The sequence below is a fragment of the Streptomyces sp. BE303 genome, from assembly GCF_036290945.1.
Lineage (GTDB): Bacteria > Actinomycetota > Actinomycetes > Streptomycetales > Streptomycetaceae > Kitasatospora.
In genome coordinates this window covers 176,294-194,417 of the sequence record NZ_JAQYWZ010000767.1, presented here as the reverse complement: position 1 = coordinate 194,417, position 18,124 = coordinate 176,294, and the positions used below count along the sequence as shown (strand labels likewise).

The window sequence follows — 18,124 nt, the reverse complement described above, 5'->3', positions numbered from 1 at the left end:
AAGCCGCCGCCCAGGACCAAAACGGATTAGCCGACCACCGGCCGTCCGGGCAGGGTCCGCATCCGGCGGGCCGCCCGGTTGCGCTCGGCGAGCAGCTCGTCCGCCGGGTAGCCGACCTCCTCCAGCGTCAGCCCGTGGGGCCGGATGACGTTGACCGCCGAGTTGCGGACGCCGCCGGCCAGCACCTCGCCGGGGAACTCCACCGGCCGGTGCCCGTCGCCGACCAGCAGCATCGCGCCGACCAGCGCCCGCACCATGTTGTGGCAGAAGGCGTCGGCCCGGACGGTGGCGACCGCCAGCGAGCCCTCCTGCGCGGCGTAGGCGTCCACCGGCACGCGGTCCCAACGCAGCTCCAGCAGGGTGCGGATGGTCGTGGCGCCCTCGCGCTTCTTGCAGTACGCGGCGAAGTCGTGCTCGCCGAGGAGCAGTTCGGCGGCGGCGTTCATCTTCTCGACGTCCAGCGGCCGGTCGTGCCAGAGCACGTGCCCGCGCAGCAGCGGGTCGACCCCGCCGGGGTGGTCGGCGACCCGGTAGGCGTACCGGCGCCAGATCGCCGAGAAACGGGCGTCGAAGCCCGCGGGGGCCTCGCTCACCCGGTAGATCCGGATGTCACCGGGGAGTCGCCCGGCCAGCCGCCGGAGCAGCTTCCCGCCGTGCTGGGCCCAGAGTTCGTCCGGCAGGTCGACGTGCGCGACCTGGCCCCGGGCGTGCACACCGGCGTCGGTGCGGCCGGCCACCGTCAGGGGGTGGAGCTCCGGGCTCCGGGTGACGATCTGCAGCGCGGTCTCGATCTCCTCCTGGACGGTGCGGCGACCGCCGCGCTGGCGGGCCCATCCGGAGAACTCGGCGCCCTGGTAGGCGAGGTCGAACCGGATCCGGACGTACCCGTCGGCCGGGCCGTCCTTGACCGGCGGCCGCTCGGCGCAATCGTTGACCACTGCTTCTCTCCCAGAGGGGTCCAGACAGAAGGAACGGGCCCGCTCCCCCACGGATGGGAGAACGGGCCCGCACTACACCGGAAGGTGTCAGGCCTGCTCGGTGGCCTCGGCCTCGTCGGCCTTCGCCTCGTCGGCCTTGGTGGCCTCGACCTTGGCGTCGGCCTCCTTGGCGGCACGCTTGGTGGCGCCCTCGGCCTCGCCGACGGCGGTCTGCGCGACGGTCAGCGCCTCGACCAGCTCGATCACGGCCATCGGCGCGTTGTCGCCGCGGCGACCGCCGATCTTGGTGATGCGGGTGTAGCCACCCGGGCGGTTCTCGTAGCGCGGCGCGATCTCGGTGAAGAGGGTGTGCAGCACCGAGATGTCGGTGATGGTCTTGCGCACCAGGCGACGGTTGTGGATGTCGCCCTTCTTCGCCTTGGTGATGAGCTTCTCCGCCAGCGGGCGCATCCGACGGGCCTTGGCCTCGGTCGTGGTGATGCGGCCGTACTGGAAGAGCTCCCGGCACAGACCGGCGAGCAGCAGCGGCTCGTGGTGCGGGCCGCCGCCGAGGCGGGCACCCTTGGTGGGACGCGGCATGGAATTACTCCTCGAATCTCCGACTGCGGCCGTACCAGGTACCGCAGCGGGCGTACGGGCACGGTGCCCGTACGGCTTTTCACTGACCCGCCGGAACGGCCGCCGGAGCGGCCGTTCCCACGGTCAAACTCTTAGTACTGCTCGGTCTCCGCGTAACCCGCGTCGTCCAGGTCGTCGGCGCCGAAGGCGTCGGCGGCGGCGGTCGGGTCGAACCCGGGCGGGCTGTCCTTGAGGGCCAGGCCCATGCCGGCCAGCTTCGCCTTGACCTCGTCGATCGACTTCGCACCGAAGTTGCGGATGTCGAGCAGGTCGGCCTCGGAGCGGGCCACGAGCTCACCCACGGTGTGGATGCCCTCGCGCTTGAGGCAGTTGTAGGAGCGGACGGTGAGCTCCAGCTCCTCGATCGGCAGCGCCAGGTCGGCGGCCAGGGCGGCGTCCGTGGGGGACGGGCCCATGTCGATGCCCTCGGCGTCGATGTTCAGCTCGCGGGCGAGACCGAACAGCTCCACCAGGGTCTTGCCGGCCGAGGCCATGGCGTCGCGCGGACGCATGGCGGGCTTGGTCTCGACGTCGACGATGAGCTTGTCGAAGTCGGTCCGCTGCTCGACACGGGTGGCCTCGACCTTGTAGGTGACCTTCAGCACGGGGCTGTAGATCGAGTCGACCGGGATGCGGCCGATCTCCTGGCCGGAGGCCTTGTTCTGCACGGCGGAGACGTAGCCGCGACCGCGCTCGACGGTCAGCTCCATCTCCAGCTTGCCCTTGCCGTTCAGCGTGGCGAGGACCAGCTCGGGGTTGTGCACCTCGACACCGGCCGGCGGGGCGATGTCGGCGGCGGTGACCACACCCGGGCCCTGCTTGCGCAGGTACATCACGACCGGCTCGTCGTGCTCCGAGGAGACGACCAGCTGCTTGATGTTGAGGATGAGGTCGGTGACGTCCTCCTTGACGCCCGGCACGGTGGTGAACTCGTGCAGGACGCCGTCGACGCGGATGCTGGTGACAGCGGCACCCGGGATCGACGACAGGAGGGTGCGGCGGAGCGAGTTGCCGAGGGTGTAGCCGAAGCCCGGCTCCAGCGGCTCGATCACGAACCGCGAGCGGAATTCGTCGACGACCTCTTCGGTCAGCGAGGGACGCTGAGCGATCAGCATGTGTCAAATCCTCCAGTGATCTTCGGCACCCACTATTTGATGCCGAACAGAACCAGCGTACGGGGTCCCGCCGGCAGTGACACACCGCGTGGGACCCCGTACGAAGGCTTGAAGCAGAACCCGCGTGCCCGAAGGCGCTGCGTCAGACGCGGCGGCGCTTCGGCGGACGGCAGCCGTTGTGCGGGGTGGGGGTGACGTCCTGGATCGAACCGACCTCCAGGCCGGTGGCCTGGAGCGAGCGGATCGCGGTCTCGCGGCCGGAGCCCGGACCCTTCACGAAGACGTCGACCTTGCGCATGCCGTGCTCCTGCGCGCGACGGGCAGCGGCCTCAGCGGCCATCTGCGCGGCGAACGGGGTGGACTTGCGCGAGCCCTTGAAGCCGACGTGGCCGGCAGAGGCCCAGGAGATCACGTTGCCCGCGGGGTCGGTGATCGACACGATCGTGTTGTTGAACGTGCTCTTGATGTGCGCGTGGCCGTGAGCCACGTTCTTCTTTTCCTTGCGGCGGATCTTCTTCGCGCCGGCAGCCTGACGACCCTTGGGGGGCATAAGTCTGTTCTCCTACTGAGGTGGTCGGTCCGCTGACCCGCGGGCCGGAGGGATGTCCGGTGACGGGACGGACTACTTCTTGCCCGGCTTCTTCTTACCGGCGATCGCGCGACGCGGGCCCTTGCGGGTACGCGCGTTGGTGTGGGTGCGCTGGCCGCGGACCGGCAGGCCGCGACGGTGACGCAGACCCTCGTAGCAGCCGATCTCGACCTTGCGGCGGATGTCGGCGGCCACCTCACGGCGGAGGTCACCCTCGACCGTGTAGTTGGCGTCGATGTACTGACCCAGCTTGACGAGGTCTTCCTCGCTGATGTCGCGCACGCGGACATCGGGGTTGACACCGGTCTCGACCAGGGTCTGCTGGGCGCGGGTACGGCCGATGCCGTACACGTAGGTAAGGGCGATCTCGATCCGCTTCTCACGGGGGAGATCAACGCCGGCGAGGCGTGCCATTCAAGGCTCCTGTGCTTCTTCAGAGGTCTCGCGTGCTACCTACTCCTACGCCTCTCGACGATGGAGCCCCGGCCTCTGACCGGGGGTGGCAGTCCGTCCACTGACGGACGGATCGGGTAGCCCGCTTATGACGTTTTTCGCGTCGCGCGAAGTACTACGAGAAATGCTGGGGGGGAACTGATCAGCCCTGGCGCTGCTTGTGGCGCAGGTTGTCGCAGATCACCATGACCCGGCCGTGGCGGCGGATCACCTTGCACTTGTCGCAGATCTTCTTGACGCTCGGCTTGACCTTCATGTTCAGGTTCTCCGGGTCTAGATCTGACGTTCTTACTTGTAGCGGTAGACGATCCGGCCACGCGTGAGGTCGTAGGGGCTGAGCTCCACCACGACCCGGTCGTCCGGCAGGATGCGGATGTAGTGCATGCGCATCTTGCCACTGATGTGCGCGAGGACCTTGTGACCGTTCTGCAGCTCGACCTTGAACATCGCGTTCGGAAGAGACTCGATCACGGTGCCCTCGATCTCAATGGCGCCTTGCTTCTTAGCCATGAACTGCGAGATCCACCTTCCGGGACCGGCTACCGTATGCGGCACGCTCGTGCGAACCTGGGTCCACCCCGACCCCCGAGGGGGAAGAGGGCGTGCTGAAGCACGCTACGAGTGAGCCGACGGTCCATCCTACGCCAGCGCGAGGGGTGGACCAAAACCGGGGCCCGGTCAGTGCGGGGCGACGACCCGCAGCGGCTCCACGTGGGCGGTGCAGGCCGAGCAGCGGCGGGCGGCCTCGGGTATTTCGGTCAGGCACTCCGGGCACGGGCGCTTCGGGGTCTTCGGCTTCTTCGGCAGGTAGCGGGCGGTCGCCTTGGTCACCGGCAGGACGACGCAGAAGTAGAGCACCGCGGCGGTCATCAGGAACGCGATCAGCACGTTCAGGAACTGGCCGTACGGGAAGATGACCCCCGCCACGTCGGCCTTGTACGAGCCGAAGTCGCCCGCCGCGCCGACCACGACACCCACCAGCGGGGTGAGGAAGGCCGACACGAAGCCGGTCACCACCCCGGTGAAGGCGGCGCCGATGACGACACCGACCGCCATGTCGACGACGTTGCCGCGCATCATGAATTCGCGGAATCCCTTGAGCACTGCTCTCTCCTGCTCGATCGAAGCCGTTTGCCGGTCGAAGCCGTCCGGGGACGCTCCGAGCCTCTGAAGCCACTGCCAGCCGATAAAAATAGGACAAAAGCCCTGGAGGTCCAAACCCCCAGGGCTCCGGTCCGTCGTCGGACCCGGCAGTCGGCCTCGCGGGCGGCGGCGAACGGCCGCCCCGACCGGGCTCCGACGACTAGGCGAGCGGGTCCGGAGCTGCGGTGATGCCGAGCTTGGCCAGCTCGGCCCGGCCGCCGTCGAAGGAGGTCAGCACCAGCGGCCCCTCCTCGGTCACGGCCACCGAGTGCTCCCAGTGCGAGGCCCAGGTACCGTCGTTGGTCACGACGGTCCAGTCGTCCTCCAGCACCGTCGTGTGCGGCGTGCCGAGCGACACCATGGGCTCGATGGCCAGCACGGTGCCGGGGATCAGCTTCGGGCCCTTCCCGCGGCCGCGCTCGACGTAGTTCAGGACGTGCGGCTCCATGTGCATCGCGGTGCCGATGCCGTGGCCGCCGTAGCCCTCGGTGATGCCCCACTTGCCCTTCGGCGGCAGCGGCTGGCGGCGGATGAAGCCCTCGATCGCCTTGGAGACGTCGACCAGGCGGTTGCCCTTCTTCATCTGGGCGATGCCGGCCCACATCGAGCCCTCGGTGACGCGGCTCAGCATCTCCACCTCGGGCCGGGCCTCGCCGACGGCCACCGAGATCGCCGCGTCGCCGTGCCAGCCGTCCAGGATGGCGCCGCAGTCGATCGAGATCAGGTCGCCCTCCTCCAGCACCCGGTCGCCCGGGATGCCGTGCACGACCTCGTTGTTCACCGAGGCGCAGATCACACCGGGGAACCAGAGCCCGCCGTGGTGGGCGCGGAAGTTGGAGGTCGCGCCGTGGTCCGTGATGACCTTGTCGGCGATGTCGTTGAGTTCCTGGGTGGTCACACCCGGGGCTACCGCCTCGCGGCACGCCTTGAGCGCCTCGGCGACGACCAGTCCGGCCGCTCGCATCTTCGCGATCTGCTCGGAGGTCTTGATCTCCACCATCTGGTCACGCCTTCCTTGGTCTCCCGCGCGGTCCTTGCCGGGCGGCCGTGCACTCGTTCCACCGTACGACGACCTACGGCCGCGCTGCCCCGGAAGGGCAACGCGGCCGTAGGTACGCCGCTCAAAAAACTCAGCTGTCCTGCTTCAGCGCCTCGATCGCGCGGGCGGTGACCTCGTCCACCTTGCCGAGGGCCGGGATCGTCGCGATCAGGCCCTGCTGGCGGTAGTAGTCGATGATCGGCTCGGTCTCCGTGTGGTAGACCTCCAGCCGCGTCCTCACCTTGTCCTCGGTGTCGTCCGAACGCTGGTACAGCTCGCCGCCGCACTCGTCGCAGACGCCCTCGGTCTTCGGCGCGTTGTAGTCCACGTGGAACACGTGGCCGCCGTCGTTGCGGCAGAGGCGACGGCCGGCGATCCGCCGGACCACCTCGTCCTCGGGGACCTCCAGGTCCAGCACGCCGTCGAGCGCGATGCCCTGCTCGGTGAGGAACTCGTCCAGCGCCTTGGCCTGGCCAAGGTTGCGCGGAAAGCCGTCCAGCAGGAAGCCGTTGACGGCGTCCTCCTGGAGCATCCGGTCCTTGGCCATCCCGATCGTGACCTCGTCCGGCACCAGCCGGCCCGCGTCCATGTAGCTCTTGGCCTCGACACCCAGCGGGGTGCCCTGGCCGATGTTGGCGCGGAAGAGGTCGCCGGTGGAGATGTGGGGAATGGACAGGGTCTTGGCGAGCAAGTGCGCCTGAGTACCCTTCCCGGCCCCGGGAGGCCCGACGAGGACGATACGCATCAGCGGAGGAACCCTTCGTAATTGCGCTGCTGGAGCTGGCTCTCGATCTGCTTCACAGTTTCGAGTCCGACGCCGACGACGATGAGGACGCTGGTGCCGCCGAACGGGAAGTTGGTCTGCTGTCCGAAGGCGACCAGGGCGATCATCGGGATCAACGCGATCAGGCCCAGGTAGAGCGAACCCGGCCACGTGATGCGGGTGAGCACGTAGTTCAGGTACTCGGCCGTCGGGCGGCCGGCCCGGATACCCGGGATGAACCCACCATACTTCTTCATGTTGTCGGCAACTTCTTCGGGGTTGAAGGAGATGGCGACGTAGAAGAAGGCGAAGAAGACGATCAGCAGGAAGTACGTGGCCATGTAGACCGGGTGGTCACCGCGGACGAAGTGCTGGTTGATCCACACCGCCCAGCCGGACTGGCTGTTGGTCAGCTGGACCACCAGGGCCGGGATGTACAGCAGGGACGAGGCGAAGATGACCGGGATGACACCGGCCTGGTTCACCTTCAGCGGGATGTAGGTCGACGTGCCGCCGAAGGCCCGGCGGCCGATCATCCGCTTCGCGTACTGCACCGGGATCCGCCGCTGCGCCTGCTCGACGAAGATGACGAGCATCACAACGATGACGCCGATCGCGATGACGGAGAGGAACTCGACCCAGCCACCGCCGATGGTGCCGGAACCCTTGATGGCCCACATCGAGGTCGGGAACTGCGCGGCGATCGAGGTGAAGATCAGCAGCGACATGCCGTTGCCGATGCCGCGGTCGGTGATCAGCTCGCCCAGCCACATGATCACCGTGGTGCCGGCGGTCATGGTCAGGACCATCACGGCGATCCGGAAGACCCCGGTGTCCGGCACGATCTGGTTGGCGTAGACGCAGCCGGAGAAGAGCGCGCCGCTGGAGGCCGTCGCCACGATGCCGGTGCCCTGGAGCACCGCGAGCGCGATGGTCAGGTACCGGGTGTACTGCGTGATCTTCGCGGTACCGGCCTGGCCCTCCTTCTTCAGCGCCTCGAGTCGCGGGATCACGACCGTGAGGAGCTGGAGGATGATGCTCGCCGTGATGTACGGCATGATGCCGAGGGCGAAGATCGTCAGCTGGAGGAGCGCGCCACCGCTGAACAGGTTGACCAGTCCGAAGAGGCCGTTGTTCTTGGTCTCCTTGATACAGGCGTGAACCGCCTGGAAGTCCACCCCTGGAACAGGGATGTGCGAGCCCAGCCGGAACAGCACCATGATGCCCAGCGTGAACAGCAGCTTCTTGCGCAGGTCGGGCGTCTGGAACGCCCGCGCGAACGCACTGAGCACGGTGCCTCCTGCGCCTCCCGCGCGTCGTCGGCGGGAGGGTCGGTCCTGAATGGGAGTTTGGGCGGTACGGGCCCCCGTACAGACGGCACAGGCGAGCCTACGCGCAGCCTACAAGGGAACTCCACGGACTCTAACAGTGCGCGGCCGCTCGAAAGAAGCGCGTACCGTCCCTCCCCCACTCACGGGGTACGGGATGCCCGGTTTTGCCACACAAAAGAACGAGGGCGGATCACCGGAATCCGGACCGCCGGGAAAGGGCGCGGCCGGAAACGGCGCAAGCCCCGCACCTCCCTGAGGGGAAGTGCGGGGCTCACGAAGTCAGCGGGCTCAGACGAGCTCGGTGACGGTACCGCCGGCGGCGGTGATCTTCTCGGTGGCCGAGCCGGAGACGGCGTCGACCGTCACCTGCAGGGCGACCGAGATCTCGCCGGTGCCGAGCACCTTGACGAGGGAGTTCTTGCGAACCGCGCCCTTGGCGACCAGGTCCTCGACAGTGACCTCGCCACCCTGCGGGTAGAGCTCGGCCAGCTTGTCGAGGTTGACAACCTGGAACGTGATCTTGAACGGGTTCTTGAAGCCCTTCAGCTTCGGCAGGCGCATGTGGAGGGGCATCTGGCCACCCTCGAAGCGCTGCGGAACCTGGTAGCGGGCCTTGGTGCCCTTGGTGCCACGACCGGCGGTCTTACCCTTGGAGCCCTCACCACGACCGACACGGGTCTTGGCGGTCTTGGCACCCGGGGCGGGACGCAGGTTGTGCACCTTGATCGGCGAGTCAGCCATCTCAGTCCACCTCCTCGACCGTGACGAGGTGACGCACGGTCTGGGCCATCCCGCGGATCTCGGGACGGTCCTCCTTGACGACCACATCGTGCATGCGCTTCAGACCCAGCGAGCGCAGCGTCTCGCGGTGGTTCTGCTTGCTGCCGATGTAGGACTTGGTCTGCGTGATCTTCAGGCGAGCCATCAGGCGCTCACCCCTGCAGCACGAGCCCGCAGCAGAGCCGCGGGAGCCACGTCCTCCAGCGGCAGGCCACGACGGGCGGCGATCTCCTCGGGGCGCACGAGGCCCTTCAGAGCGGCCACCGTGGCGTGCACGATGTTGATCGCGTTGTCGGAGCCGAGCGACTTCGACAGGATGTCGTGAATACCGGCGCACTCCAGCACGGCACGCACCGGGCCACCGGCGATAACACCGGTACCGGGGGCAGCCGGCTTCAGGAGCACGACGCCGGCAGCCTTCTCGCCCTGGATCGGGTGCGGGATGGTGCCCTGGATACGGGGGACCTTGAAGAAGTTCTTCTTGGCCTCCTCAACACCCTTGGCGATGGCGGCCGGAACCTCCTTCGCCTTCCCGTAACCGACACCTACGGTGCCGTCACCGTCGCCCACCACGACCAGCGCGGTGAAGCTGAAACGACGACCACCCTTGACAACCTTGGCGACACGGTTGATCGCGACCACACGCTCGACGTAAGCGGTCTTCTCGACGGCGGGGGCGTTGCCCCGGTCGTCACGCTTACGGTCACGCCGCTCGCCACCGCCGGTGCCGCCGCCGGCGCCGCTACCGCGGCGCTGGGGTCCAGCCATTGGAATTACCTCTCTCGATTACGTCCGTCGACTGAGCCGACGAGCGGCTTAGAAGTCGAGCCCGGCCTCGCGGGCCGCGTCCGCCAGGGCGGCGATGCGGCCGGCGTACCGGTTGCCCGCGCGGTCGAAGACGACCGACTCGATGCCGGCAGCCTTGGCGCGCTCGGCGACCAGGCTCCCGACCTTCTTGGCCAGCTCGGTCTTGTCGCCCTCGGCGCCCTTGATGGACACGTCGAGGGTGGACGCCGACGCCAGGGTGTGACCCTGCGCGTCGTCGATGACCTGGGCGACCATGTGACGGTTCGAGCGCGTCACGACGAGGCGCGGACGCGCCTCGGTGCCGACGACGCGCTTGCGAACGCGGATCGCGCGGCGCTTGCGAGCGGCGCTCTTGTAGGCGTTGCCCTTGCCGATCTTGACAGAGACGCTCATCGCTTACTTACCACTCTTTCCGACCTTGCGGCGGATGACCTCGCCCGCGTACTTGACGCCCTTGGCCTTGTACGGGTCGGGCTTGCGCAGCTTGCGGATCTTTGCGGCGACCTCGCCGACCTTCTGCTTGTCGATGCCGTCCACGTGGAACTTGGTGGCCGACTCGACGACGAAGGTGATGCCCTCCGGGGCCTCGACCAGGATCGGGTGGCTGTAGCCCAGCTGGAACTCCATGTTGGAGCCCTTCGCCAGAACTCGGTAGCCGACACCGCTGATCTCCAGCGACTTGCGGTAGCCCGCGGTCACGCCGGTGATCATGTTCGCCACCAGCGTGCGGGAAAGGCCGTGCAGGGCCTTCGACAGACGCTCGTCGTTGGGGCGGGTGACGAGCAGGTTGCCGTCCTCGCCCTTGCCGATCTCGATCGGCGCGGCGACGTGGTGGGTGAGGGAGCCCTTCGGGCCCTTCACCGAGACCGCCTGGCCATCGATGGTGACGTCCACGCCGGCGGGAACCGGGATGGGCAGCCGTCCAATGCGCGACATTGCTGTACCTCCGTTTCCCGAATTACCAGACGTAGGCGAGAACTTCTCCGCCTACGCCCTTCTTGGCAGCCTGCTTGTCGGTGAGGAGACCCGAGGACGTGGAGATGATCGCCACGCCCAGGCCGCCGAGCACCTTCGGCAGGTTGGTGGACTTTGCGTAGACCCGCAGGCCCGGCTTGCTGATCCGCTTGATGCCAGCGATCGAGCGCTCACGGTTGGGGCCGAACTTGAGCTCGATGGTCAGCTTCTTGCCGACCTCGCCCTCGACGGGCTCCTCAACCTTGTAGGAGGAGATGTACCCCTCCTGCTGCAGGATCTCGGCGACGTGCGCCTTGATCTTGCTGGCCGGCATCGCCACGGAATCGTGGTACGCCGAGTTCGCGTTACGCAGACGCGTGAGCATGTCTGCGATGGGGTCGGTCATGGTCATGATGGCCTCAGGCCTCTCTCGCCGTGGTTTCTCCGCGCCAGGTCCCCCCGCCGCACTCCGAGGAGTGCGGCGGGGGCACAGACGCAGGGGACCTGCGGCGTCGTAAGACTGGGTGCGAGCCCTCCGAAGAGGGTCGACGGCAGCTATGGAGCTCCCGCGACAGGGGGCCCGACCTCACTACCTTACGGGATTCCGTACGCAGCCCCAAAAACGGGGCACTGTGGGATCGGGCACACCTGCTTCGCTATGGCGTTACCGCGAGGTCCTGGACTACCAGGAGCTCTTGGTCACGCCCGGCAGCTCGCCGCGGTGGGCCATCTCACGGAGGCACACACGGCAGAGGCCGAACTTGCGGTACACCGAGTGCGGACGACCGCAGCGCTGGCACCGGGTGTAGGCCCGGACGCCGAACTTCGGCTTCCGCTCGGCCTTCGCGATGAGGGACTTCTTCGCCATTGGCTCACGCCTCCTTGAACGGGAAGCCCAGAGCGCGCAGGAGCGCCCGGCCCTCGTCGTCGGTCTGAGCGGTGGTCACGACGGTGATGTCCATACCGCGCTGACGGTCGACCTTGTCCTGGTCGATCTCGTGGAACATGACCTGCTCGGTCAGACCGAAGGTGTAGTTGCCACGGCCGTCGAACTGCTTGGGGGAGAGACCGCGGAAGTCACGGATACGCGGCAGAGCCAGCGACACCAGACGGTCCAGGAACTCCCACATGCGGTCACCACGGAGGGTGACGTGGGTGCCGATCGGCTGGCCCTCGCGCAGCTTGAACTGCGCGATGGACTTGCGAGCCTTGGTCACGGCCGGCTTCTGACCGGTGATCGCGGTCAGGTCGCGGATCGCGCCCTCGATCAGCTTGCTGTCACGGGCGGCCTCGCCGACACCCATGTTGACGACGACCTTGACCAGGCCGGGCGTCAGCATGACGTTCTCGTACGAGAACTGCTCCTGCAGCTGACCCTTGATCTCGGAGTTGTAACGCTCCTTGAGACGGGGGGTCACCTTCTCAACAGACGTCTCAGACATCAGATGTCCTCACCGGTTCGCTTGGCAACGCGGATCTTGTTGCCCTCGTCATCGAAGCGGTAGCCAACGCGGGTGACGACCTTCTTGCCGTCCTTCTCCACGACCAGCTGGACGTTGGAGACGTGCACCGGGGCCTCGACGGTGACAATGCCACCCTGAGTACCCGGGCCCGGCTTGGTGTGCTTCTTGACCCGGTTCACACCCTCGACCAGGACCTTGTTCTCGGCGGGCATGGCCTGAATGACCTTGCCCTGCTTGCCGCGGTCCTTGCCGGTGATGACCTGGACCAGGTCACCCTTCTTGATCTTCATGCTGTTCGCCATGGGTTAGAGCACCTCCGGCGCAAGCGAGATGATCTTCATGAACTTCTTGTCGCGCAGCTCGCGGCCCACCGGGCCGAAGATGCGGGTACCGCGGGGGTCACCGTCGGTGTTCTTGAGAACGACAGCGGCGTTCTCGTCGAACCGGATGTACGAACCGTCGGGACGACGGCGCGACTTCACGGTACGGACGACGACGCACTTGACGACGTCACCCTTCTTCACCGAACCGCCGGGGATCGCGTCCTTGACGGTGGCGACGATGACGTCCCCGATACCGGCGTAGCGGCGACCGGAACCACCGAGAACGCGGATGCAAAGGATTTCCTTCGCGCCCGTGTTGTCGGCGACACGCAGTCGCGACTCCTGCTGGATCACAGCTTTCTCCTGATCGTCAACGAGAGCTGACGGGCCGGCCGCTGCTCACACCAGCGCCCGCGAGGGACCTGGTGCACATACGGCCGTACCGCATCAACTTCGTTACTTGGCCTTCTCGAGGATCTCGACGACGCGCCAGCGCTTCGTCGCGGACAGCGGGCGGGTCTCCGCGAGGAGGACCCGGTCGCCGATGCCGCAGGCGTTCGCCTCGTCGTGCGCCTTCAGCTTGTTCGTACGGCGGATGACCTTGCCGTACAGCGCGTGCTTGACGCGGTCCTCGACGGCGACGACGACGGTCTTGTCCATCTTGTCGCTGACGACGAGGCCCTCACGGGTCTTGCGGAAACCGCGCGTCTCGTTGGTGTTCTCAGTCATCAGGCGTTCTCCACCGTCTCGATGCCCAGCTCGCGCTCGCGCATCAGGGTGTAGATCCGCGCGATGTCCTTACGGACCAGCTTGAGCCGTCCGTGGTTGTCGAGCTGCCCGGTCGCCGCCTGGAAGCGGAGGTTGAACAGCTCCTCCTTGGCCTCACGGAGCTTGGCAACGAGACCCTCGTTGTCCAGCTCGCGGAGGTCAGCAGCCTTGGTGCCGGCCGACATCAGCTCTCACCTGCCTCGCGCCGGATGATCCGGCACTTCATCGGGAGCTTGTGAGCTGCGCGGGTCAGCGCCTCACGAGCCACCTTCTCGTTGGGGTACGACAGCTCGAACATGACCCGACCCGGGTGCACGTTCGCGATCCACCACTCGGGCGAACCCTTACCGGAACCCATGCGGGTCTCGGCCGGCTTCTTGGTGAGCGGACGGTCCGGGTAGATGTTGATCCAGACCTTGCCGCCACGCTTGATGTGACGGGTGACGGCGATACGAGCGGACTCGATCTGCCGGTTCGTCACGTAGGCCGGGGTGACGGCCTGGATGCCGTACTCGCCGAAGGCGAGCTCGGTGCCACCCTTGGCAGCGCCGCGGCGCTTGGGGTGGTGCTGCTTGCGGTGCTTGACCCGACGGGGGATCAGCATTGCGGTCAGGCCTCCGTTCCGGTGTTCTCGGCAGCCGGGGTCTCGGCGGCGACCGGGGCCTGAGCCTCGGCACCGGCGGGACGACGGCCACGGCCACCGCGCTCGCCACCACGGCGCTCGCCACCGCGGGCGGGACGACCACCCTCGGGACGGGCCGGACGGTTGCCCGAGCGGGCAGCGGCGTTCTCAGCGCGGACCTCGGCGATGTTCTTGACGTCGCCCTTGTAGATCCAGACCTTCACGCCGATACGGCCGAAGGTCGTCTTGGCCTCGAAGAAGCCGTAGTCGACGTTCGCGCGCAGGGTGTGCAGCGGCACACGGCCCTCGCGGTAGAACTCCGAACGGCTCATCTCGGCGCCGCCGAGACGACCGGAGCACTGGACCTTGATGCCCTTGGCGCCGGACTTCATGGTGCCCTGCATCGACTTGCGCATGGCACGGCGGAAGGAGACGCGGGAGGACAGCTGCTCCGCGACGCCCTGAGCCACGAGCTGGGCGTCCAGCTCGGGGTTCTTGACCTCGAGGATGTTCAGCTGGACCTGCTTGCCGGTCAGCTTCTCGAGGTCGCCGCGGATGCGGTCGGCCTCGGTGCCACGGCGACCGATGACGATGCCGGGGCGCGCGGTGTGGATGTCGACGCGGACGCGGTCGCGGGTGCGCTCGATCTCGACCTTGGAGATGCCGGCGCGCTCCATGCCCTTCGTCATCATGCGACGAATGGCGACGTCTTCCTTGACGTAGTCCTTGTACAGCTTGTCGGCGTACCAGCGGGACTTGAAGTCCGTGCTGATGCCGAGGCGGAACCCGTGCGGGTTAACCTTCTGGCCCATTACCGGGTCCCTTCCTTGCTGCTGACGACCACGGTGATGTGGCTGGTCCGCTTGCGGATCCGGTAGGCACGGCCCTGGGCACGCGGACGGAACCGCTTCAGGGTCGGGCCCTCGTCAACGTACGCCTCGCTGATGACGAGGTCGTCCACGTTGGAGTGGTTGTAGTTGTGCGCGGCGTTGGCAATGGCGCTGTCGAGCACCTTGCCGACCGGCACGGTCGCGGCCTGCGGAGCGAAACGCAGGACCGCCTGGGCCTCCGTGGCGTTCAGGCCACGGATGAGGTCCACCACGCGGCGGGCCTTCATGGGCGTGACGCGGATGTACCGCGCCTGGGCCCTGGCTTCCATGGTTGTCCCCTTGCTGGTGTAAGTCATTGAGTCGGTAATCTCGCTGGCGACTAGCGACGCTTCGACTTGCGGTCGTCCTTGACGTGACCGCGGAAGGTACGCGTCGGCGCGAACTCGCCGAGCTTGTGGCCGACCATCGACTCGGTGACGAACACCGGGACGTGCTTACGGCCATCGTGCACCGCGATCGTGTGGCCGAGCATGGCCGGGAAGATCACGGAGCGACGGGACCAGGTCTTGATGACGTTCTGGGTACCCGCCTCGTTCTGCGCGTCCACCTTCTTGAGAAGGTGGCCGTCAATGAAGGGGCCCTTCTTGAGACTGCGCGGCATCTGACCTGCTCCTAGCGCTTCTTGTTGGTCTTGCGGCGGCGCACGATGAGAGCGTCCGACGCCTTCTTCGGGCGACGGGTACGACCCTCCTTCTGGCCCCACGGCGAGACCGGGTGGCGACCACCGGAGGTCTTACCCTCACCACCACCGTGCGGGTGGTCGATCGGGTTCATGGCCACACCACGCACGGTCGGGCGAACGCCCTTCCAGCGCATACGGCCGGCCTTGCCCCAGTTGATGTTCGACTGCTCGGCGTTGCCGACCTCGCCGACGGTCGCGCGGCAGCGCGCGTCGACCAGGCGGATCTCACCGGAGGGCATGCGCAGGTGCGCCATCTTGCCCTCACGCGCCAGCAGCTGAATGCCGGCACCGGCGGAGCGGGCCATCTTGGCACCGCCACCGGGACGCAGCTCCACCGCGTGGATGGTCGTACCGACCGGGATGTTGCGAAGCGGCAGGTTGTTGCCGGGCTTGATGTCGGCGCCGGCGCCGTTCTCGACCCGGTCACCCTGCGCGATGCCGCGCGGAGCGATGATGTAGCGCTTCTCGCCGTCCGCGTAGTGCAGGAGCGCGATGCGCGCGGTGCGGTTCGGGTCGTACTCGATGTGCGCGACCTTGGCCGGCACGCCGTCCTTGTCGTGACGACGGAAGTCGATCACACGGTAGGCGCGCTTGTGACCGCCACCCTGGTGGCGAACGGTGATCCGACCGGCGTTGTTACGGCCGCCCTTGCTGTGCAGGGGGCGAACCAGCGACTTTTCCGGCGTGGACCGCGTGATTTCGACGAAGTCGGCCACGCTGGAGCCACGGCGGCCCGGCGTAGTCGGCTTGTACTTGCGGATACCCATTTTCGTCCTCGTCTTGATCGACGATCACGGCCTCCGTCAGGAGGTCGGACCACCGAAGATGTCGATGCGGTTGCCCTCAGCCAGCGTCACGATGGCGCGCTTGGTGTCCTTGCGCTTGCCAAAACCCGTCTTGGAGCGCTTGCGCTTGCCCTGACGGTTGAGCGTGTTGACGGACTCGACCTTGACCGAGAAGACCGCCTCGACGGCCTGCTTGATCTGGGTCTTGTTGGCACCGGGCGACACGACGAACGTGTACTTGTTCTCGTCGAGGAGCGAGTAGCTCTTCTCGGAGATGACCGGCTTCACCAGGACATCACGGGGGTCCGTGAACGTCTTGCTCGTGATCTCTGCAGCCATCAGGCGGCGCTCCCTTCGAGCTCGCCCTCAGCAGCCACGGCCTTGGCGGACGCGGCGGGACCCGCCACGAAACGCTCGAAGGCGGCCTGGGTGAAGACCACGTCGTCGGAGACGAGCACGTCGTAGGTGTTCAGCTGGCCGGCGTCCAGGATGTGCACGTGCGGCAGGTTGCGGGCGCTCTTCAGACCCAGCTCGTCGGCACGCTCGACGACGAGGAGGATGTTCTTGCGCTCGGTGATCTTGCCGAACAGACCCTTGGCGGCCTTGGTCGACGGCGCCTCGGCCGCGATCACGTCGGTGACGACGTGGATGCGGTTGTGGCGGGCCCGGTCGGTGAGCGCACCGCGGAGGGCGGCGGCGATCATCTTCTTGGGCGTCCGCTGCGAGTAGTCACGCGGCACGGGACCGTGCACGACGCCACCGCCGGCGAACTGCGGGGCGCGGGTCGAGCCCTGACGGGCGCGGCCGGTGCCCTTCTGGCGGTACGGCTTCTTGCCGCCACCGCGGACCTCGCCACGAGTCTTGGTCTTGTGGGTGCCCTGACGGGCCGCAGCGAGCTGCGCCACGACGACCTGGTGCATCAGCGGAACGCTGACCCTCGCGTCGAAGATCTCGGCCGGAAGCTCCAGGCTGCCGGTCTTGTCGCCCGAGGGCGACAGGATGTCAATGGTGCTCATATCCTCACAGCCCCTTCGCCGCGGTGCGGACGAGGACGAGGCCGCCGTTCGGGCCCGGGATTGCGCCCTTGATGAGGAGCAGCCCCTTCTCCGCGTCAACGGCATGGATGGTCAGGTTCTGGGTGGTCACGCGCTCGTGGCCCATCCGGCCGGCCATCCGTACGCCCTTGAACACACGACCCGGGGTGGCGCAGCCACCGATCGAGCCGGGCGAGCGGTGCTTGCGCTGCACACCGTGACCGGCGCCGAGGCCCCGGAAGTTGTGGCGCTTCATGACACCGGCGAAGCCCTTGCCCTTGGAGGTGCCGGTCACGTCGACCTTGACACCCGCCTCGAACAGCTCCGCGGTGATCTCCTGGCCGAGGGTGTACTCGGACGCGTCCGTCGTACGGAGCTCGACCAGGTGACGACGCGGGGTGACGCCGGCCTTGGCGAAGTGGCCCGCGAGGGGCTTGTTCACCTTGCGGGGGTCGATCTCGCCGAAGCCGATCTGCACGGCGTCGTAGCCGGCCGGGCTGTCGGCGGTGTGGACCTGGGTCACGACATTGGGCCCAGCCTTGACGACGGTCACCGGAACGATCCGGTTGTTCTCGTCCCAGACCTGGGTCATGCCGAGCTTCTCGCCCAGGATGCCCTTAATCTGCTTAGCCATCTTCGGTGCGCCTCTCAGAGCTTGATCTCGATGTCGACGCCAGCCGGCAGGTCGAGACGCATGAGCGAGTCAACCGTCTTCGGCGTGGGGTCGAGGATGTCGATCAGACGCTTGTGAGTACGCATCTCGAAGTGCTCGCGCGAGTCCTTGTACTTGTGCGGCGAGCGGATGACGCAGTACACGTTCTTCTCAGTGGGCAGCGGCACCGGGCCTGCGACCTGCGCACCAGTTCGGATCACCGTCTCGACGATCTTCTTCGCCGAGGAGTCGATGACCTCGTGGTCGTAGGCCTTGAGCCGGATGCGGATCTTCTGTCCCGCCATGGCTACCTTGTAGTCCTTTTGTCATAAGTCACTGCACGGTCGTCCTCCGACCCCCGCGCTCGGGCGTGTC

The 18,124-nt window shown here is 67.2% G+C and carries 32 protein-coding genes; all 32 read right to left on the bottom strand.

Annotated features, from left to right (window positions below):
• Positions 1 to 26: 26 nt before the first annotated feature.
• Positions 27 to 938, bottom strand: a complete 912-nt coding sequence (gene truA / locus PUR56_RS23905) for a tRNA pseudouridine(38-40) synthase TruA (RefSeq protein ID WP_329950395.1) — start codon at positions 936 to 938, stop codon at positions 27 to 29.
• 87 nt (positions 939 to 1,025) lie between these two features.
• Entirely contained in the window at positions 1,026 to 1,517 is a 492-nt protein-coding gene (rplQ, locus tag PUR56_RS23900) for a 50S ribosomal protein L17 (protein WP_329950394.1), read from the bottom strand.
• Positions 1,518 to 1,648: 131 nt separating this feature from the next.
• The gene (locus tag PUR56_RS23895) at positions 1,649 to 2,671 is read right to left on the bottom strand and encodes a DNA-directed RNA polymerase subunit alpha (RefSeq protein ID WP_030232516.1); all 1,023 of its coding nucleotides are present in this window, start codon (positions 2,669 to 2,671) and stop codon (positions 1,649 to 1,651) included.
• 142 nt (positions 2,672 to 2,813) lie between these two features.
• Entirely contained in the window at positions 2,814 to 3,221 is a 408-nt protein-coding gene (rpsK, locus tag PUR56_RS23890) for a 30S ribosomal protein S11 (protein ID WP_030232513.1), read from the bottom strand.
• 72 nt (positions 3,222 to 3,293) lie between these two features.
• The gene (rpsM, locus tag PUR56_RS23885) at positions 3,294 to 3,674 is read right to left on the bottom strand and encodes a 30S ribosomal protein S13 (RefSeq protein WP_063348977.1); all 381 of its coding nucleotides are present in this window, start codon (positions 3,672 to 3,674) and stop codon (positions 3,294 to 3,296) included.
• A gap of 181 nt (positions 3,675 to 3,855) precedes the next feature.
• Positions 3,856 to 3,969, bottom strand: a complete 114-nt coding sequence (gene rpmJ / locus PUR56_RS23880) for a 50S ribosomal protein L36 (protein WP_003956441.1) — start codon at positions 3,967 to 3,969, stop codon at positions 3,856 to 3,858.
• 32 nt (positions 3,970 to 4,001) lie between these two features.
• Positions 4,002 to 4,223, bottom strand: coding sequence for a translation initiation factor IF-1 (gene infA, locus PUR56_RS23875; protein WP_003956442.1), 222 nt, complete (start codon positions 4,221 to 4,223; stop codon positions 4,002 to 4,004).
• Positions 4,224 to 4,391: 168 nt separating this feature from the next.
• On the bottom strand, positions 4,392 to 4,817 hold the full coding sequence (gene mscL / locus PUR56_RS23870) for a large conductance mechanosensitive channel protein MscL (RefSeq protein ID WP_329885375.1): 426 nt from the start codon (positions 4,815 to 4,817) through the stop codon (positions 4,392 to 4,394).
• A gap of 199 nt (positions 4,818 to 5,016) precedes the next feature.
• Positions 5,017 to 5,856, bottom strand: a complete 840-nt coding sequence (map, locus tag PUR56_RS23865; RefSeq protein ID WP_329950393.1) for a type I methionyl aminopeptidase — start codon at positions 5,854 to 5,856, stop codon at positions 5,017 to 5,019.
• Positions 5,857 to 5,986: 130 nt separating this feature from the next.
• Positions 5,987 to 6,640: an adenylate kinase gene (locus PUR56_RS23860; protein ID WP_329885377.1), complete on the bottom strand. Its 654-nt coding sequence runs from the start codon at positions 6,638 to 6,640 to the stop codon at positions 5,987 to 5,989.
• Positions 6,640 to 7,950 (bottom strand): preprotein translocase subunit SecY, encoded by a 1,311-nt coding sequence (secY, locus tag PUR56_RS23855; RefSeq protein ID WP_327677856.1) that lies wholly within the window; start codon positions 7,948 to 7,950, stop codon positions 6,640 to 6,642. The genes PUR56_RS23860 and secY overlap by 1 nt, the downstream gene beginning before the upstream one ends.
• A gap of 327 nt (positions 7,951 to 8,277) precedes the next feature.
• Positions 8,278 to 8,730, bottom strand: coding sequence for a 50S ribosomal protein L15 (rplO, locus tag PUR56_RS23850; RefSeq protein WP_329885378.1), 453 nt, complete (start codon positions 8,728 to 8,730; stop codon positions 8,278 to 8,280).
• A 1-nt stretch (position 8,731) separates the two neighbouring features.
• On the bottom strand, positions 8,732 to 8,914 hold the full coding sequence (gene rpmD, locus PUR56_RS23845) for a 50S ribosomal protein L30 (protein ID WP_030300409.1): 183 nt from the start codon (positions 8,912 to 8,914) through the stop codon (positions 8,732 to 8,734).
• Positions 8,914 to 9,537 carry a 30S ribosomal protein S5 gene (gene rpsE / locus PUR56_RS23840; protein WP_030055834.1) on the bottom strand — a complete coding sequence of 208 codons (624 nt, stop codon included), beginning with the start codon at positions 9,535 to 9,537 and terminating at the stop codon, positions 8,914 to 8,916. Before rpsE ends, rpmD begins: the two co-directional genes overlap by 1 nt.
• 48 nt (positions 9,538 to 9,585) lie before the next feature.
• Positions 9,586 to 9,969, bottom strand: a complete 384-nt coding sequence (gene rplR, locus PUR56_RS23835) for a 50S ribosomal protein L18 (protein ID WP_329950392.1) — start codon at positions 9,967 to 9,969, stop codon at positions 9,586 to 9,588.
• A gap of 3 nt (positions 9,970 to 9,972) precedes the next feature.
• Positions 9,973 to 10,512: a 50S ribosomal protein L6 gene (gene rplF / locus PUR56_RS23830; RefSeq protein WP_329885380.1), complete on the bottom strand. Its 540-nt coding sequence runs from the start codon at positions 10,510 to 10,512 to the stop codon at positions 9,973 to 9,975.
• A 22-nt stretch (positions 10,513 to 10,534) separates the two neighbouring features.
• The gene (rpsH, locus tag PUR56_RS23825) at positions 10,535 to 10,942 is read right to left on the bottom strand and encodes a 30S ribosomal protein S8 (protein ID WP_030055831.1); all 408 of its coding nucleotides are present in this window, start codon (positions 10,940 to 10,942) and stop codon (positions 10,535 to 10,537) included.
• Between the two features lie 270 nt (positions 10,943 to 11,212).
• Positions 11,213 to 11,398, bottom strand: a complete 186-nt coding sequence (locus PUR56_RS23820) for a type Z 30S ribosomal protein S14 (RefSeq protein ID WP_030393303.1) — start codon at positions 11,396 to 11,398, stop codon at positions 11,213 to 11,215.
• Between the two features lie 4 nt (positions 11,399 to 11,402).
• Positions 11,403 to 11,972 (bottom strand): 50S ribosomal protein L5, encoded by a 570-nt coding sequence (gene rplE, locus PUR56_RS23815; RefSeq protein ID WP_030300393.1) that lies wholly within the window; start codon positions 11,970 to 11,972, stop codon positions 11,403 to 11,405.
• Positions 11,972 to 12,283 (bottom strand): 50S ribosomal protein L24, encoded by a 312-nt coding sequence (rplX, locus tag PUR56_RS23810; protein WP_030055828.1) that lies wholly within the window; start codon positions 12,281 to 12,283, stop codon positions 11,972 to 11,974. Before rplX ends, rplE begins: the two co-directional genes overlap by 1 nt.
• A 15-nt stretch (positions 12,284 to 12,298) precedes the next feature.
• On the bottom strand, positions 12,299 to 12,670 hold the full coding sequence (gene rplN, locus PUR56_RS23805) for a 50S ribosomal protein L14 (RefSeq protein ID WP_030393301.1): 372 nt from the start codon (positions 12,668 to 12,670) through the stop codon (positions 12,299 to 12,301).
• A 102-nt stretch (positions 12,671 to 12,772) separates the two neighbouring features.
• Positions 12,773 to 13,045 carry a 30S ribosomal protein S17 gene (gene rpsQ, locus PUR56_RS23800; RefSeq protein WP_030055826.1) on the bottom strand — a complete coding sequence of 91 codons (273 nt, stop codon included), beginning with the start codon at positions 13,043 to 13,045 and terminating at the stop codon, positions 12,773 to 12,775.
• Positions 13,045 to 13,269 (bottom strand): 50S ribosomal protein L29, encoded by a 225-nt coding sequence (gene rpmC / locus PUR56_RS23795; RefSeq protein WP_063348970.1) that lies wholly within the window; start codon positions 13,267 to 13,269, stop codon positions 13,045 to 13,047. The genes rpsQ and rpmC overlap by 1 nt, the downstream gene beginning before the upstream one ends.
• Positions 13,269 to 13,688: a 50S ribosomal protein L16 gene (gene rplP, locus PUR56_RS23790; RefSeq protein ID WP_030055824.1), complete on the bottom strand. Its 420-nt coding sequence runs from the start codon at positions 13,686 to 13,688 to the stop codon at positions 13,269 to 13,271. Before rplP ends, rpmC begins: the two co-directional genes overlap by 1 nt.
• Positions 13,689 to 13,693: 5 nt before the next feature.
• Positions 13,694 to 14,518: a 30S ribosomal protein S3 gene (gene rpsC / locus PUR56_RS23785; protein WP_329885381.1), complete on the bottom strand. Its 825-nt coding sequence runs from the start codon at positions 14,516 to 14,518 to the stop codon at positions 13,694 to 13,696.
• Entirely contained in the window at positions 14,518 to 14,865 is a 348-nt protein-coding gene (gene rplV / locus PUR56_RS23780; RefSeq protein WP_045304593.1) for a 50S ribosomal protein L22, read from the bottom strand. Before rplV ends, rpsC begins: the two co-directional genes overlap by 1 nt.
• Positions 14,866 to 14,915: 50 nt before the next feature.
• Positions 14,916 to 15,197, bottom strand: a complete 282-nt coding sequence (rpsS, locus tag PUR56_RS23775; RefSeq protein ID WP_030055821.1) for a 30S ribosomal protein S19 — start codon at positions 15,195 to 15,197, stop codon at positions 14,916 to 14,918.
• Positions 15,198 to 15,208: 11 nt separating this feature from the next.
• Positions 15,209 to 16,045, bottom strand: a complete 837-nt coding sequence (gene rplB, locus PUR56_RS23770; protein ID WP_329885382.1) for a 50S ribosomal protein L2 — start codon at positions 16,043 to 16,045, stop codon at positions 15,209 to 15,211.
• A 36-nt stretch (positions 16,046 to 16,081) separates the two neighbouring features.
• Positions 16,082 to 16,402 carry a 50S ribosomal protein L23 gene (gene rplW, locus PUR56_RS23765; RefSeq protein ID WP_030393296.1) on the bottom strand — a complete coding sequence of 107 codons (321 nt, stop codon included), beginning with the start codon at positions 16,400 to 16,402 and terminating at the stop codon, positions 16,082 to 16,084.
• Positions 16,402 to 17,079 (bottom strand): 50S ribosomal protein L4, encoded by a 678-nt coding sequence (gene rplD, locus PUR56_RS23760; protein WP_329885383.1) that lies wholly within the window; start codon positions 17,077 to 17,079, stop codon positions 16,402 to 16,404. The genes rplW and rplD overlap by 1 nt, the downstream gene beginning before the upstream one ends.
• A gap of 4 nt (positions 17,080 to 17,083) precedes the next feature.
• Positions 17,084 to 17,731 carry a 50S ribosomal protein L3 gene (rplC, locus tag PUR56_RS23755; protein WP_327677876.1) on the bottom strand — a complete coding sequence of 216 codons (648 nt, stop codon included), beginning with the start codon at positions 17,729 to 17,731 and terminating at the stop codon, positions 17,084 to 17,086.
• 14 nt (positions 17,732 to 17,745) lie between these two features.
• Positions 17,746 to 18,054, bottom strand: a complete 309-nt coding sequence (gene rpsJ, locus PUR56_RS23750; protein ID WP_012785157.1) for a 30S ribosomal protein S10 — start codon at positions 18,052 to 18,054, stop codon at positions 17,746 to 17,748.
• Positions 18,055 to 18,124 lie beyond the last annotated feature (70 nt).